Below are 15926 nucleotides of genomic sequence, written 5' to 3'. Positions count from 1 at the left end.
CTCTTGAGCTGTGCCAGCTGATGATTACAATAGAGGTTTAATCACATCAAACAACGCATTGATATGGTCATCACGGTCATTTAATGCTGCAATATAACGGTACTTTTCGCCACCAGCATGCTCAAATATTTCACGGTTTTCTTCTTCGAGTTCTTCTAAAGTTTCTAGACAATCGGCACTAAAAGCGGGGCTAATAATTGCAATGTCTTTGATACCTTGTTCGGGGTAGCTTGCTAGGGTTGCATCAGTATAGGGTTGCAGCCATTCGGCCTTACCAAAGCGGCTTTGGAATGTTGTTTCAACCAGAGATTTGTCTAGCCCTAGTTTCTCTACAACTAATCGCGTTGTTTGCTGGCATAAACAGTGGTACGGGTCACCGTGGTCAAGGAATCTCTTAGGCATACCATGATAAGAAAATACCAGCTTCTGCGGTGTACCATTAGCCGCTAAATCTTCTGCGATGGTATTGGCCAGCGCTTCTATATACAAAGGGTTTTTGTGATAACCATTGATGAAATGTAATTCAGGAACCCAGCGCCACTTTTTCAATACATCTGCCACCGCATCAAAAGTAGATCCGGTGGTCGGGCTAGAATATTGTGGGTACAGTGGCAGCACGATGATGCGTGTTAAACCTTTGTCTCTTAAAGCTTCAAGACCTGCTTCAATTGACGGATTGCCATAGCGCATCGCCATGACTACTTCTGTATTTTTAAAGCCACTGTGTTTGATGAGTTTGGCCAATTTATCGGTTTGCTGCTGTGAAATATGGACTAATGGTGAGCCGTGCTCAGTCCAAATACTCTGATAAGCCTTGGCCGACTTTTTTGGCCTGACACGCAAAATAATGCCATGCAGGATCATTAACCACACAAGCCTCGGGATTTCAACAATACGTGGGTCGGATAAAAATTCAGCAAGATAGACGCGTAACGCTTTCGCTGTGGGGGCATCGGGGCTACCCAAATTGGTAACCAAAATACCGGTTTTGTGATTGAATCGCCCATCGTGAGGGTTATCGGTAATCGCTGAAAAACGTGACACACACGGCTCCTTTGAGTTGCTGCTGGAAAACTATGACAGGTGAACTGGTTGGTATTAACGCTCACTCTCATCATGCTGGATAATTTTACAAGATTATCAGTACGTTCGTAACTGTAAACTGGATCTCTCTGATTGCAAATGTCTGATCTAAGGAAAAACTAGAATGAAGTATGAGTTTGCCATGATTTTGTTTATTTAGCTCATGCTTTTACCTTATTTTTTAGGGTGTTGGACTAATTATATTTGCATGGGGAAGAACAGCACAGTACCTTTCACACCCATTTTAGCGTCGTGCGCTCAGCGCATATATAAACAGCATGTGAGAGGGTGTATGCGTCTCAATCAACCAGTAACACAACAGCAGAAACATTTTTCGCCAGATGTAAAACTAATTTCAGTGACTGATTTGCAAGGACGAATTGTTGATTGTAATGAGCATTTTGTCGCTGTCAGTGGCTTTTCTCGCGAAGAATTGATAGGCCAGCCTCATAATATAGTCCGTCACCCAGATATGCCTGCACAGGCGTTTGCCACAATGTGGGAGCAACTAAAAGCCGGTAAACCTTGGATGGGTATAGTTAAAAATCGTTGTAAAAACGGTGATTTTTATTGGGTTGATGCTTACGTTACACCGGTTACTCAAAAAGGTAAGGTTGTAGGCTATGAATCGGTAAGGCGTTGCCCAGACAAAGAGACTGTTACTAGGGCGCAGGCGTTATATGACACTTTGCTTAATCAAAAAAGAGCACCATTCAAATGGCCTAAGTTACGGGTTATATGGCCTGTAATTATGAGTGTAGTGGGTTTAGCCCTGTGGTGGTTTGTTTCGTCTAGTAGTGCATTTTTTTGGTTACTAATCAATAGTGTAAGCCTATGTGGTTACAGTCTTTGGCGTGACAGTGAACAGTTAAAAAGGTTAGAGCACAGCTTATCTCATAGTTTCTGTGATGATGTTGCAACCCAAGTTTATTCCACATGGGATGGCAAAATGGCTAACATTCAGGTGCGCTTGCTCAGCGAACAAGCACATTTAGATACCGTGATCACCCGAATTGAACATGCAGCCAAACATGTTACTTCTGGTGCAAAGCAAGCTCTAGGGCAAGCTGGTGATACCTATCAACAATTACAAAGCCAACAGCTTGAGACTGAACAGGTCGCCACGGCCATGAATGAAATGAGTACAACCATCAACGATGTATCCGGCAATGTACAGGTTAGCGCTGAACATGCGCAAAGTGCCCTATCAATGGCTGATGAAAGCGCACGGATAGGGGAGCTTACCAAGCACGCTATTGAAGCTTTGGGTGAAACGGTGTTGCAGATCCGTGATTCTGTTTTAGGTGTGTCTAAGCAAACCACACGCATTGCTGATGCTGCGCAAATAATTGAACAAATCGCCGAACAAACTAACTTGCTAGCACTGAATGCAGCCATTGAAGCCGCTAGAGCAGGTGAGCAAGGCCGTGGTTTTGCAGTGGTTGCTGATGAAGTGCGCCATTTAGCACAAAGAACTCAACAATCGACTAAAGAAATTCACACAATCATTAATGAACTCAGCGACAGTACACAACATGCGGTGAACATTGCCCAGCAAGGTGAGCAGGAATCATTGTCTGGTATCGAGCAACTGGCACAAAGTACTGATATGTTGAATCAAATTCAGCAGGCCGTTCGTCAAATTCATGATATGTCGATGCAAATTGCAACATCAGTGGAAGAACAAGCGGCTGTTTCTGATGATATTAATCAGCAGATTGTTAATATCGCGGGCTTGGCAAATGATAGTTTGAACAGTGCAGATTCAGTCAAGCAAGTAAGCGGTGAGCTGAGCAATGTTGCCAGTGAAATGTATGAGTTAGTGGTACGTTTTAAACGCTAAACTTCAATAGTAGTTAATCAAAATCTGCATATTGATTAATTATTTGTCTCGCATCTTTTAGATGGGTCGCTACTATTTAACCATGTGATTAAATAGTAGTGACTTTATATGACACGCCCCCTCCCAAAAAAAGTAGGACGCCCCACTAAGCATCACGATGAGGCACGTGCCGCCTTGATTAAGGCCGCTCGCGACAAATTTGTGAAAAAACCATACGATAAAGTGAGCATTCGTGAATTAGCTGACCATGCTGGAGTCAATTCCGCCTTGATCAAATACTATTTTGAAAATAAGGAAGGTCTGTACAAAGCTATGATCCTTGAGGTGACGGGTCAGGTGATGGCCAACATTCAAACCCATTTGTCTGGTAATGAGTTTACTTCGATCAGTGATGTATTTCGCAGCTTTACACAAGTAATGAAGCAGTCACCAGAGTTTCCTCTGTTGATGTTAAAGGAGGTCATTTTAAATCAGGGGGTTTGTCGTGCATTTTTTCTAGAGCAAATGGGTAACTCTCATGTAAAAGTGATCGACAGCGTTTACAAGCATTTTGCTGCTCAGGACAAGATAAAGCCCAATGTTGACCCGTTGCTGTTTCGTATCTCATTAATGAGTATGATGATTTATCCTTGGTATCTCAGGGAGTTAATGCACAAAATGGAAGACGTTGAGTACGATGATAAATTTCTGGAAGCTTTGGTTGAGCACAACACATTATTGATGACATCAGGGCTATTTCAAAGTAATGAGGAGTCGTAGTATGGCCATTTCTAGCATCATGAGCAGGGATAAAAAACGATGGCTATTGGTCTTGCCCTTGATTGGTATCTTAGCGTTGTTAATTTTAGTGAAGTTTAAATCAGCGCCAGAGCAAGTGGCTAATAGAGCGGTAAAGCCAGCTGTTGTGGTGGGAATTGCTAAAGAGCGTATGCTAGCGCAACATATTGTTGGTTATGGCCGAGCTCAAGCGAAACAAATATGGCGTGCGATATCAGAGGTAGAAGGTCGGGTGATATACAAACACCCAGACCTTGAAGTAGGCGCATTGTTGAATGCTGGCACCGTAGTGCTAAAAATAGACCCAGCTGATTATGAACTCAAGTTGGCCCAAGCTAAGTATGACTTGAGTTCAGCGCAAGCGCGTGTGGATATGATCGAGTTTAATCAGCAAAAAATGACTCAGTCGTTGCGCTTGGAGTCTGAGCGACTCGATATTTTGCGTCAGGAGTTAAAACGAAAAACAAACCTACTTAAAAAAGGTTCAGTGTCTCAATCTGTTGTTGATCAGCAGCAGAGTCAGGTATTTTCACAACAGCAAAAAGTATTGGAATTGAAAACCAGTATTGATCTTATTCCTTCAGACCTTGCAGTAGTACAAGCGAACGTATTGGCGCAGCGTGCCCGGGTTGAAGAAGCACAATTGAAGCTAAGTAAAACGATTATAACTTTGCCACAGGATAGCCGCATTACGCAGGTGAATATTGAACAACAACAGGTAGTGACGGCGCGATCAATATTACTAGAGGCGCGTTATTTAGGGGTTATGAAAGTAAACGCACAGTTTAATCATTCTCAAGCCCGCGCCTTACTCAGCCGAGTTTGGCAAAATCAGGATAGTAAGGCTGATGGTTTTCCCGATGTACGTACTCTGCCTTTGCAGGCGACGCTAATTTATTATTCTGGTGCCCTTGACGCTGGGGGTAAGCATTCTATTTCAACCATACAATGGCCCGCTAAAGTGACGCGGATAACACAAGGTGGTGAAGCACTTAGTAATAGCTTGCAAATGGCTTTAGAAACCCATAATCAATGGCTTAACTTTGACCCAATTAAACAGCCCCCTTTACTGGAAGATATGTTTGTTGAGGTAAAGATCGGCAGTGGGGTAAAGGCTTATCTGAGCGTACCACTGTCAGCGCTTAGAAGTGGACATGTCTTTGTTGTTGAAAATGGCGTGCTGCGTAAAAAGCCTGTGGAGGTGCTGTTTACTACGCAGCAATATGCTGCCATAAACGGCCAGCTTGCAGGTACTGTGCAATCCGATGAACAGGTATTAATATCTGATATTCTACCGACTCTTGAGGGGATGCAAGTGAGCGTTGTGGAGGAGCTTCCATGATTGCTTTTTTTGCTCGCCATCCAACGGCAGCTAATTTACTTATGCTGATGATTTGTATTTCTGGCTTAATTGCTTTACCTGATCTAAAACGCGAAACTTTTCCTGAATTTAGCCGTGACAAAGTGCAAGTCAGTGTGATTTACCCCGGAGCTAGTTCAGGCGAAGTGGAGCAAGCTCTATGTATTGTAATGGAAGAGGCTGTTGATGGAGTCAACGGCATCGCCACGCTAAGTTGTGAATCCCGTGAAGGGGTGGCTAAGTTGACCATAGAAGCTCAAGAGGGAGTGGCTGTATCTACATTGATGTCTGATGTGAAAACGCAAATTGATGCGATTGATAACTTTCCACAACAGATAGAAACACCGATTGTAAAAGAGCTAGGCCGCGATCAACACTTGATTTCGTTAGTTGTGAGTGCGGATTTACCCATACATGAACTAAAGCAATATGCACAGCAGTTAAAAGACAAGTTAAAGCGTCAAAATGATATCGATATCGTGGATATTGAGGGGTTTTCTGACCAACAAATTAAGGTCGAGCTGTCTTTATTTAAGTTACGCGAGTATGGATTGTCGGCAAATAATCTGGCGGTTTTGCTGCAAAAGCAGAATATCAAATTGCCAGTGGGAGAGATTAGCCAAGACGGTAAAACGATGGCGGTACGCTTTGATCAACAACGAGTAACTGCCCAAGATTTAGAAGGCTTAGTGATAAAAAGTCTCAGCAATGGTGAACAAGTCTACTTGCGTGATGTGGCCACTCTCAGTGAAGGTTTTGAACTGGACGAGGAACAAGTGGTGTTTAATGGCCAGCGAGTTGCGTTACTGAATATTAAAAAAGCGAAGCGTCAGGATGCAATAACACTGGTCGCGAAGGTGAGTAAGTTTGTTGAAAAAGAGCAACAGCTTGCGCCGACAGGCGTGACGCTCACACTAACCCAAAATACGGCGCAAATCATAGAAGATCGGTTAACAATGCTGTTGGGCAATGGTTGGCAAGGTTTTGTGCTCGTACTGGTGGTTATGTATTTGTTTTTTTCATTTCGATACTCATTTTGGGTGTCAATGGGATTGCCGGTCTCATTCTTAGGTTCTTTTGCCTTGATGATGTTGATGGGAGTCAGCATTAACATGATTTCAATGGTGGCATTGTTAATGTCAATTGGTATCTTGATGGATGATGCCATAGTGATTGCCGAGAGTATTGCTACCAAAGTAGAGCAAGGGGAAGATTTGGATGGCGATGTGGTTAAGGGCGTTATTCAAGTCGCCCCTGGTGTCTTTTCATCATTTTTAACAACTATAGTGGTATTTGTGGGGTTGGCATTTATTAGTGGTGATATTGGTAAAGTGCTAAAAGATATTCCACTGGTTTTAATTGCCACTATTTTTGTCAGCATAATTGAAGCATTCTTTATCTTGCCAAACCATTTACTGCATTCATTGCGTCACAGTAAAAAGCGAGCATCCTCAACTTGGCGTTTTAAGCAAAACTTTACCCAAGCATTTGAACAATTCAGAGCAACTACGTTAGTTAAGGCGGTGCATTGGTGCGTCCAGCAGCGCTATCAATTTATTGGTTCGGTACTACTGCTGTTTTTTATCACTGTCGCTTTAATGGCTGGCGGCATTGTAAAGTTTAAGGCATTTCCGCAGTTAGAGGGAGATACATTGGAAGTGCGCTTGTTGTTACCACCAAATAGCGCATTCTCAGATACTCAAGCCGTGGTTGCGAAATACACGCAATCTCTTACGCGAGTAAGCAACGAGTTATCAAAAAACGAAAGCAGTCCATTGGTGGAGCATGTGACTGTGCAGTACAACCGCAACTCCGATGCATATGAACAAGGAGAGCATCTAGCGACTATACGAGTAGACTTGCTGACAGCTCAGCAAAGACGGACCAAAATGGCACAGTTAGTTGAGTTGTGGCGAGCACAGGTCAGTGAGGTAGCAGGAGTCAGAGCTGTATCATTTAAGGAACCCACGCTTGGACCCGCAGGGCGTGCGATAGAAATAAGAGTACATGGTGGTGAGCTGAGTGAACTAATGCAGGCTTCTGAAGTGATAAAAGCACAATTAGTTCAGTATGTTGGAGTCTCTAATGTGATGGATGACTTGCGCTTGGGTAAGCACGAATGGCGTGTTAGCTTAAAACCCGGAGCTTTGTCACATGGCATTGATGGTCAGGCGGTAGCAACTCAATTGCGCAGTGCATTGTTTGGTCAGGTAGCCACTGAGGTGCAAAGAGATAACACCAGTATTGAGGTGTATGTACGATTACAAGAGAGCGATAAAAACAGCATTGATAGTTTGTTGAACTATCCGATCTCGCTCAATACAGGTCAACAGGTGCCACTGGGGAGTCTTGCTCAGCTTAACCTTGAGCAAGGTGTAACACGCATTAATCGGGTTGACGGCCAACGTACGGTGACCATTACCGCAGATGTGGATGCTCTAGTAGCTAACACGAATGAAGTGGTCGCACAGTTACAAAAGCAGACAATTGCGCCTTTACTTATACAAAGCCCGCAATTGAGCGTTAGTTATGAAGGTGAAATTAAAACGGGAACGCAGACTGGACGGTCGATGGCTGGTAAGTTTTTACTAGGGCTAATAGGTGTGTTTGTTATTTTGAGTTTCCAATTTCGCAGCTATTTTGAACCGGTTATGGTTATGCTGGCTATTCCTCTGGCTTTAATTGGTGTGGTGTGGGGGCACTTTTTACTTGGCTTTGACTTATCCATGCCCAGTATGATCGGTTTTATTTCTTTGGCAGGCATTGTTGTTAATGACTCTATCTTGTTAGTTGCATTCATAAAGGAGCATGAACATAGTGGTGAAAGCTTGGAGAACGCAGCGGTAATGGCTGCAAAAGCTAGATTTAGAGCCATCTTTATTACATCAGCCACCACTATCGCGGGCACTTTGCCACTGTTGCTAGAGACCAGCTTACAGGCGCAGGTTGTACAGCCTTTGGTGGTGAGTATGGTGTTTGGTATGGCGCTGTCTACGCTATTGATAGTATTTGTTTTACCATCAATATATGTGCTTTTGGAAGATTTTAATTTGACATCTAAGCACCATTTGCATGATGGCTTATCATCAACCTAAACGGTGTGGGCTTATGGTGTTCCAGTTGTCTGAGTTTGGTGATAGAGACTTTGGTAAATATATGGCCTTTAGGTAGCAGCATGATGCCTTGATGATTATGCACGGGAAGGCCCAGTACCATACCTGGTGTAAGTTGTTCACTACTTAGGATCTGCATTGAGCCGGTCTGTTCGTTTTTTCGCTTGTGTAGCTGTGCCGCACAGGCTTCAAGTGCAGCTACGACTCTAGGGTTATAAAAGTGTTCACTATATGCTTTTATATGGGATAGGGCATCTAACTGTTTCTCGTCATCAGCCTTTTGGTTAAGCGCCATATATTGCCAGTAATCTCGTGCAACAGCGAGAATTTGTGCACAGATTGGGATTGCATTGCCTTCAAGGCCTTTGGGGATCCCTTCGCCGTTGTATTTCTCATACTGGTGGTAGATGGCTTCGGTTACATCGTTCAGGTGTTGTGCTGGCATGAGCATCAGTTGTGCGGTTGCAGGATGGGTATAGTACACCTTCTTTTGCTGATCAGTTAATTGACTGGTTGGCACCTTGTATAGTGCGGGGTCCATCGCCAGCAACCCAACCTGGGCTAAAAAGCCAGCCATACCCGCAGTTGCGACTTTTTCTGCATCAAGCTTAAGTTGTTTAGCAATTAAACGACAGGTTTTTGCTATGTTGCTTGCTAGTTTTCCATCTATATATGGGTTGGCGTTGATAAAGTTGTACAACAGCTCGACGGTTGCCCTATGTTCATGTTGCTCATGTTTGTGTTTGAACTCGAGCTTTTTGAGAACCTGCCTAATTTGTTGAGTGCGCTTTTCAACGAGTTGCTCTAGTGAGTGGTTTAGCTCGTTGAGTTGTTTGTTTTGCGCCAGCACATGTTCTTGTAAAATAGAGTTATGTTTAGTTAAACGATATTTATCTATGGCTTGTTTTACGGCGTGAACCAAATGGTCATTTTCCCATGGCTTGTTCATGTAAGCATGGATCTTTGCTTTATTAATGGCATCGATGGTGGCTTCTATATCTGCATAGCCAGTTAATAGCATACGTTGTGAGTCGGGCGAGGTATTCATCGCCTTTGTTAAAAACTCCAGCCCATCCATGTTCGGCATTCTCATGTCACTGATCACCACATCAAATTCACGACTTTCCATCGCTGACAATGCTTCTTCACCTGAAGTATATGTAGTCGTTTGTATTTTATGGTGATTTAATAGGCGCGACAGAGCTCTAAGCACGCTCGGTTCATCGTCCAACAACAGCACATGTGCGGGACGTTTTTCAAGTTGGTTGAGCTTCTCAATATCTTGCATAAAAAACAGTAGATTACAAAATGTGTATGTAAATAAATTTAGACTAAGCTGTCTATATACACAATTTCCCATCGCAGGATAAAGTTGCATGACGGATCTGACGATAAATATACTGCTGATTGATGACGATGAGTTGGTGCTTAAGGCACTTTCACGTTCATTGAGTCGCTTGTATGAAAATGCAGTTATCGTCAGTTTGCAACACAGCGATGAGTTTGAACGGTGCCTCCAAGAGCAGGGCGAACCTGACATTATTCTATGTGAAGTACAGCTCGGAGCGGTTTCTGGCTTGGATGTACTGTCTCGCGCAAAGGTGTTATGTCCTTGCGCGATAAGGTGTTTACTTAGCGGTGACCTACAAGAAGAGTATAGATTTCAAGTAGATAACACTATTCATTTTCACTTAGTAAAGCCATTTACAGATACGCACTTAAAACAAGTCATCACTAATACATTGATCCTTAAAAGCCTGCCATTAACTAAGCTCACGCGGGTAAAATTAGGGCAAATTACTGGATTACCTTGTTTAACAGCGAGTATTTCTGGGTTGATGGAAGCGCTACAACATGGTTCGCCAGACATTAATGAACTTGTGGATTTGTTAAGTCATGACCCCGCTTTGGTTGGCAAGCTACTGCAAATAGCAAATTCTGCATTTATGGGCTACCAAACCCATACTGCTGATGTTAAAGAGGCGGTAGTTCGTGTCGGCTTGGTGGCATTGAAGGCATTAGTGACCTGTTATGAGATGTCACAGCTATTTATTAATCGATTAAAACAAGCCCAAATTGAAGCTTTGATTGATGAAGCGCTAGAAAAGGCATTAATGGTAAAGTCGCTTACACGATACTTAAAACAAAGTAGTGATGTTCAACAGAATGCTTTTGCATGTTGTCTGTTAAGTGCGGTAGGGGTTTTGACCAAAGAGTGTGTATTGCCACAATACGCATCAAACTCGGTTTCTAACTACGCTTTGGCCGCTTATTTACTAGCATTGTGGGGGTTTGACGAATCCCTAGTTAGGGCTCAACTGGTTAATGATTTACCGCTTGAACCCAATATTTCATTAACTTTACTTCATGCTATATCAGAGCAGTTGAGGCAAAAAAAAGTTTTTGATCTCACGCCTGAGCTTTATTCACGATTACAGGTATGTGGGCAGTTTGATGCGGTAAGGGCTTGGTATCAGGGTCGAGAAAACAAGATAGAGTGAGTCATGAAAGGAATTATTTTCAGAGGGTTGGAAGAACTTGTTGTCAAAACACACGACATTACGGTGTGGGAAAAGTTAATGGAAAAACACGCCCCAGCAGAGCGGGTATATGTATCAGCAAAAAACTATCCCGACGATGAGCTTTTTGCCTTAGCGCAAGAAGTTGCTGTGGTTGTCGATAAGCCACTGTCTGATATCTTGAGAACTTTCGGTGAGTTTTTGTTTGCCTATTTAACACAAAAACATGGCGAGATTTTAGTCCAGTTTGAAGATTTTAGCTCTTTAATTATGGGGATTGATACAGTGATCCATGCTGAGGTGGCAAAGCTATATCATGAACCTAACTTGCCTCAAATTCACTGTGAAAAAATCGACGAGCGCAATATTCTGATGTTTTATCGCTCTAATAGAAAGCTGTGCTTTTGTGCAGAAGGGCTCATTAATGGCGCTGCATCGTACTATCAAATGAATATCAGTATTGATCATCAAAAATGTATGCACGAAGGTGAACAGGAATGTACTTTATTACTTACTTTCGAGGAAAAAGAACATGGAAAAATCAACCGATGAATACTATCGTGCATACCTCAGAGAGAAACAAGCTAGGGATGAGTTAGAACATATTCTTGAAGAAAAAACTAGGGAGCTCTACCAATCAAACAAAGCATTGGAAGAGAAAGTTGTACAACTTCAAAACCAACAAGCAGTACTCATGCAGACCGAGAAGATGGCGACTTTAGGCACCCTATCGGCGGGAGTGGCTCATGAAATAAATAACCCATTGGCTTATGTAATGAGCAATTTAGAAAGTCTCAATTATGTCAAACCTGCTATCAATGAGTTGTTAGTCATCGCAAAAAATGTGTTAGATGGAAAACTTAGCCCCGAAGAGCTGAAAGTGGAGCTGCACCGTTTAAACCAACAGCAGTCATTTGATTTTCTGTTGAGTGATATAGATGAATTACTGGACGACGCGCAGGAAGGGCTCAAAAGAATAGGCGCTATCGTAAAAAATCTTTTGAGTTTTGCTAGGCCAAAAAACAATTTATTGGCGATGGGCGATATTCGTGAATCTCTAGAAAGTGCGATAAAGCTTTTGCATAATCAACTCAAAAGTACACACCTTATCTGTCATATACAACCTATACCGCTTAGCTATTGTAATTTAGCTGCGCTCAACCAAGTGTTTGTTAACCTTCTGCTAAATGCACAGCAAGCATGTGAGGGAAATGCACAAAAGGCAGAAATTGTGGTTGAGCTTTACCGTGAACAAGACAATATTTACCTAAGTGTTGAAGATAATGGCTGCGGCATGAGTGAACAGACTATTGCACACATTTTTGAGCCATTTTTTACTACTAAACCAGTCGGTCAGGGAACAGGAATGGGAATGGCCATTGTTTATGGAATAATAATCGAACATCAAGGGCTTATAACTATAAAAAGCACTCAAGGCAGTGGCAGTAAAATTCTATGTGAGCTGCCAATATTGACAGAGCCTCTAAGTAACCTCTAATCGTACATTTTATCTAGGGTTAGTCATTTTCGCAGTATTCCTAGCCTGTAAATTCTCACGGGTGTCAGTTACAACTTTACTTTAATAGGTCCAAAAAGCATATAAAAGCTAGTTCAAATAACTAAAAAACATACATTTGCATCATTGGTGTTGACGTTAACGTTAACGTAATATTTGGGCGGGTTATATTTATTTATAGCAAAAATGATCTTCTTATATTTTTTTGAAATATATAAACTCCTTCTCATTCGGATTAGTTTTTCTTCGTTTTAGCTATAAAAATAATTTGTAATATGACATTTTATTTTCACAACCTTTTGTTTTTATATATTAAATTTTTCATGTCTAATATTTTTACTATGAATCCATTTCATGTAATTACTGAAAAGAATGGGATGATCTCTGTTTGGTTTTTGTGCAACATCTATACGAATATATTACTACTCTGACCTTGTGTGGCTTGTATGGCAGGGTGAAAAGTGAACAAAACGTGATTGACGCTCCCATTTTATGTGTTAGCTTTAATGTTAATTTGTTAAACAAAAGTTACATGTAAAGGTCGGAGATAATCATGAGTTCACAAAAATTACTCAAGTCGGCACTCAAACTGAGTGCCTTAACTTTAGGGTTAATGGGGGCGCAATCACACGCATACGATTGCACCGGTGTCCCAATATGGCAGTCAGGTATGACGCTAACAGCGGGTAACGTGGTCCAACAAAATGAAGTGGCATATGAGGCCAAATGGTGGACTCAATCAGAGCCAGAAACGCATTCTGGTCCATGGCAAGAGTGGAAAAATTTGGGTGCTTGTGACAGCGTTGTCATTAATAAGGATCCAAAAATCAACCAGTTAAGCCCAGTTGATGGTTCTGAGTTTAACGTTAATGACAGCGTTGCCATTATTGCTAATGCAACGGATGAAGACGGTACAGTTAGCAAAGTTGACTTTTACGTAAATGGTTCTTTGCTCTTGACCGATACGTCAGGTACAAATGACAACTTTGAAGCAGCGTGGAATGCGGTAGAAGGTACGCATACCATTTCAGTTAAAGCGACTGATAACGAAGGCGCAGTATCGAGTATGCTTAGTCATCAAGTCATTGTTAAAAGTGGCCCGCCACTTAACAAAGTGCCTGTTGCAGTACTTGATTTGGTGAATCTACCGCCGAAAGTAACGGTGGGCTCTAGCGTTAAATTTGCTCTTTCTGGTACTGATGAAGATGGTTCTGTTACTAAATTGAGCTTTGCCGTTGATGGCACAGAGGTGGTTGCAACAAATGGAACTGCAACTGAGCATACTTGGGTAGCTGAGGAGTTGGGTCAGGTAACATTTACGTTAACCGTGACAGATAACGAAGGCGCTACGGGTCAGGTCAGTAAGCAAATTAACGTTGTAAGCGACAACCCTGGTACCGATGACTGTAAACCAGAAGGCTTGTATCAAACACCGGGTGTGAACACACCATATTGTACGGTTTACGACCAAAATGGCCGTGAAATTATGGGGCAGGACCACCCTCGCCGTGTCATTGGTTATTTTACCAGTTGGAGAAATGGTGCAAACGGTCAACCTAGTTATCTAGTAAAAGATATCCCTTGGGACAAAATTACGCACATTAACTATGCATTTGCTCACGTAGATGCCAACAATAAAGTTTCAATTGGCGACCCAAGCGCAGCCGGTAACCCAGCGACAAACATGGAATGGCCGGGGGTTGCGGGTGCTGAGATGGACCCGAGCTTACCTTATAAAGGTCACTTTAACCTGCTCAATAAGTACAAAAAACAATATCCAGATGTGAAAACACTTATTTCCGTGGGTGGCTGGGCTGAGACTGGCGGATACTTTGGTTCTGATGGTAAACGCGTAAACAGTGGTGGTTTTTACACGATGACGACCAATGCTGATGGCTCAATAAATCACGCAGGTATTGAAGCGTTTGCCAAAAGTGCGGTGGAATTCATCAAGAAATATGGTTTTGATGGGGTGGATATTGACTATGAGTACCCATCTTCAATGGATGATTCTGGACACCCAGATGACTTCCCTATTTCTAACGCGCGTCGCGGCGGTTTAAATGCGTCTTATAAAGTGCTTATGGAGCGTTTACGCGAAGAATTAGATAAAGCCGGTGAAAAAGATGGCCAACACTATATGTTGACTATTGCATCACCATCTTCAGGTTATCTATTACGTGGTATGGAAACATTCCAGTCAGTTAAATACTTAGACTATGTAAATATTATGTCTTACGACTTGCATGGTGCATGGAACTCTCATGTGGGCCACAATGCTGCGTTATTTGATACTGGTGAAGATTCTGAGCTTAAACAGTGGAATGTATATGGTACACCTGAATTTGAAGGCATTGGCTATTTAAATACCGATTGGGCTGTTCGTTATTTCAGAGGCTCAATTTCAGCGGGGCGCATCAACATCGGTATCCCTTACTACACGCGTGGTTTCCAAAATGTACAAGGTGGCACGAATGGTCTGTGGGGCCAAGCAGCACTGGCTGATCAAGCAAACTGTCCGCCAGGCACGGGTAAGGGTGATAAGAACAAGTGTGGTAATGGTGCGGTAGGGATTGATAATTTATGGCACGATAAGAACGATGTAGGACTTGAAGTACCTGCCGGCTCTAATCCACTTTGGCATGCTAAAAACCTACAACAAGGTGTCACGCCAAGCTACCTTACTGACTATGGTCTTGACCCAGAGAATGATCCAACCGATACGCTAACAGGCACTTATAGTCGCCATTATGATTCCGTTGCTGTGGCTCCGTGGCTGTGGAATGAACAGAAAAAAGTGTTCATTTCCATCGAAGATGAGGAATCAATGGGCGCTAAAGTTGATTATGTAATTAATAATGGCCTTGGCGGTATCATGTTTTGGGAACTGGCAGGGGATTTTGATTACGATGCCGCAAAGGGTGAATACTTTATGGGGTCGAGCTTGACTAAGCTGGCGTATGACAAGTTTAACCAAAGTGGTGCTCCATATAACGTGCATCAAGGTAATGCAGACTTCCAGTTACCTGAAAAATCGATAGATGTAAGCTTTGTGGCGAAGGACTTCCCGCTGGGGGATGCAAATTACCCAATTAGCCCAACGTTCTCGTTTACTAACAACTCACAAATAGATTTAACTGGCGCGAAAATTTCGTTTGATGTACCAGTGGCAACATCAGCCATCTTTAAATCAAACTGGAATGCCACTGAAAAACTAGGCATGGCGGTTGAGGTGAATGGTTCAAACGCCGCTGGTAATAACATTGGTGGTTTTGAAAATGAGTTCCACCGCTTTTCAATCACGTTGAAAAATGAATGGGGTGGCACACCTAAATCATTTGCACCGGGTGAAACCGTCAACGCACAAGTTATGTACTACATGCCAATCACAGGACCTATCAACTTTATTGCAGAGAAAGATGGTAAGAAGTTCGCCTTCAAGTATGAATATCCGCAGTTACCTGAAGCTGTACCGGGTGATGATGGTGGTGAACCTGTGACAGAGTGTGAAGGCACACCGATTCAAGACATTGTTGTATATCCAACGCTACCGCGTGGCACACATGCCGCACAAGGAGATTTAGTACGCCAAGGCGACATTATCTATAAAGCCAAGTGGTGGACTAACAAGGCCCCTGAAGGCAGTAGCGATTATCAACTGGCATGTAGCCTGTAACGATTGGACGGGCAGCAATAAGCTGCCCATCTTTGGAGA

At 42.7% G+C, this 15926-nt stretch carries 10 protein-coding genes and 1 pseudogene; 9 read left to right on the top strand and 2 right to left on the bottom strand.

From position 1 onward, the window contains the following. Window positions 1-24 precede the first annotated feature (24 nt). On the bottom strand, window positions 25-1044 hold the full coding sequence (gene hemH / locus BIW53_RS18770; protein WP_070993561.1) for a ferrochelatase: 1020 nt from the start codon (window positions 1042-1044) through the stop codon (window positions 25-27). Window positions 1045-1246: 202 nt separating this feature from the next. Between hemH and BIW53_RS21320 the strand changes: the two are divergent. The 5 genes and pseudogenes from BIW53_RS21320 to BIW53_RS18750 form a co-directional block, all read left to right on the top strand. Beyond that, window positions 1247-1705 (top strand): annotated as a pseudogene (locus BIW53_RS21320) (PAS domain-containing protein); the annotation flags it as partial. A gap of 129 nt (window positions 1706-1834) precedes the next feature. Continuing rightward, entirely contained in the window at window positions 1835-2926 is a 1092-nt protein-coding gene (locus BIW53_RS18765; RefSeq protein ID WP_425415559.1) for a methyl-accepting chemotaxis protein, read from the top strand. Window positions 2927-3034: 108 nt separating this feature from the next. After that, on the top strand, window positions 3035-3685 hold the full coding sequence (locus BIW53_RS18760) for a TetR/AcrR family transcriptional regulator (protein WP_070993559.1): 651 nt from the start codon (window positions 3035-3037) through the stop codon (window positions 3683-3685). Between the two features lies 1 nt (window position 3686). Continuing rightward, window positions 3687-5045, top strand: a complete 1359-nt coding sequence (locus BIW53_RS18755; RefSeq protein WP_070993558.1) for an efflux RND transporter periplasmic adaptor subunit — start codon at window positions 3687-3689, stop codon at window positions 5043-5045. Then, complete coding sequence (locus tag BIW53_RS18750; protein WP_070993557.1) at window positions 5042-8158, top strand: efflux RND transporter permease subunit; 3117 nt, start codon at window positions 5042-5044, stop codon at window positions 8156-8158. Before BIW53_RS18755 ends, BIW53_RS18750 begins: the two co-directional genes overlap by 4 nt. Here the strand turns inward: BIW53_RS18750 and nosR are convergent. Next, window positions 8121-9464 (bottom strand): response regulator c-di-GMP phosphodiesterase, NosR family, encoded by a 1344-nt coding sequence (nosR, locus tag BIW53_RS18745; protein ID WP_070993862.1) that lies wholly within the window; start codon window positions 9462-9464, stop codon window positions 8121-8123. The two genes, BIW53_RS18750 and nosR, sit on opposite strands and share 38 nt — an antisense overlap. Window positions 9465-9552: 88 nt before the next feature. Between nosR and BIW53_RS18740 the strand changes: the two genes are divergently transcribed. From BIW53_RS18740 to BIW53_RS18725, 4 genes are all read left to right on the top strand, one after another. Further along, the gene (locus BIW53_RS18740) at window positions 9553-10677 is read left to right on the top strand and encodes an HDOD domain-containing protein (protein ID WP_070993556.1); all 1125 of its coding nucleotides are present in this window, start codon (window positions 9553-9555) and stop codon (window positions 10675-10677) included. A gap of 3 nt (window positions 10678-10680) precedes the next feature. After that, entirely contained in the window at window positions 10681-11247 is a 567-nt protein-coding gene (locus BIW53_RS18735) for a heme NO-binding domain-containing protein (RefSeq protein ID WP_070993555.1), read from the top strand. Next, the gene (locus BIW53_RS18730; protein WP_070993554.1) at window positions 11228-12193 is read left to right on the top strand and encodes a sensor histidine kinase; all 966 of its coding nucleotides are present in this window, start codon (window positions 11228-11230) and stop codon (window positions 12191-12193) included. Before BIW53_RS18735 ends, BIW53_RS18730 begins: the two co-directional genes overlap by 20 nt. A 571-nt stretch (window positions 12194-12764) precedes the next feature. After that, window positions 12765-15887: a glycosyl hydrolase family 18 protein gene (locus BIW53_RS18725; RefSeq protein ID WP_070993553.1), complete on the top strand. Its 3123-nt coding sequence runs from the start codon at window positions 12765-12767 to the stop codon at window positions 15885-15887. The last annotated feature ends 39 nt before the right edge of the window (window positions 15888-15926 follow it).

The sequence above is a fragment of the Pseudoalteromonas byunsanensis genome, from assembly GCF_001854475.1.
GTDB classification, from domain to species: domain Bacteria; phylum Pseudomonadota; class Gammaproteobacteria; order Enterobacterales; family Alteromonadaceae; genus Pseudoalteromonas; species Pseudoalteromonas byunsanensis.
Note: the sequence above shows the minus strand (reverse complement) of the source record. Positions and strands in the feature narration are given on the sequence as shown.

Coding starts and splice junctions, on each gene's coding strand:
- BIW53_RS18765 (WP_425415559.1), top strand. CDS start 1,835: ATGAGTGTAGTGGGTTTAGCCCTGTGGTGGTTTGTTTCGTCTAGTAGT.
- BIW53_RS18760 (WP_070993559.1), top strand. CDS start 3,035: ATGACACGCCCCCTCCCAAAAAAAGTAGGACGCCCCACTAAGCATCAC.
- BIW53_RS18755 (WP_070993558.1), top strand. CDS start 3,687: ATGGCCATTTCTAGCATCATGAGCAGGGATAAAAAACGATGGCTATTG.
- BIW53_RS18750 (WP_070993557.1), top strand. CDS start 5,042: ATGATTGCTTTTTTTGCTCGCCATCCAACGGCAGCTAATTTACTTATG.
- nosR (WP_070993862.1), bottom strand. CDS start 9,464: ATGCAAGATATTGAGAAGCTCAACCAACTTGAAAAACGTCCCGCACAT.
- BIW53_RS18740 (WP_070993556.1), top strand. CDS start 9,553: ATGACGGATCTGACGATAAATATACTGCTGATTGATGACGATGAGTTG.
- BIW53_RS18735 (WP_070993555.1), top strand. CDS start 10,681: ATGAAAGGAATTATTTTCAGAGGGTTGGAAGAACTTGTTGTCAAAACA.
- BIW53_RS18730 (WP_070993554.1), top strand. CDS start 11,228: ATGGAAAAATCAACCGATGAATACTATCGTGCATACCTCAGAGAGAAA.
- BIW53_RS18725 (WP_070993553.1), top strand. CDS start 12,765: ATGAGTTCACAAAAATTACTCAAGTCGGCACTCAAACTGAGTGCCTTA.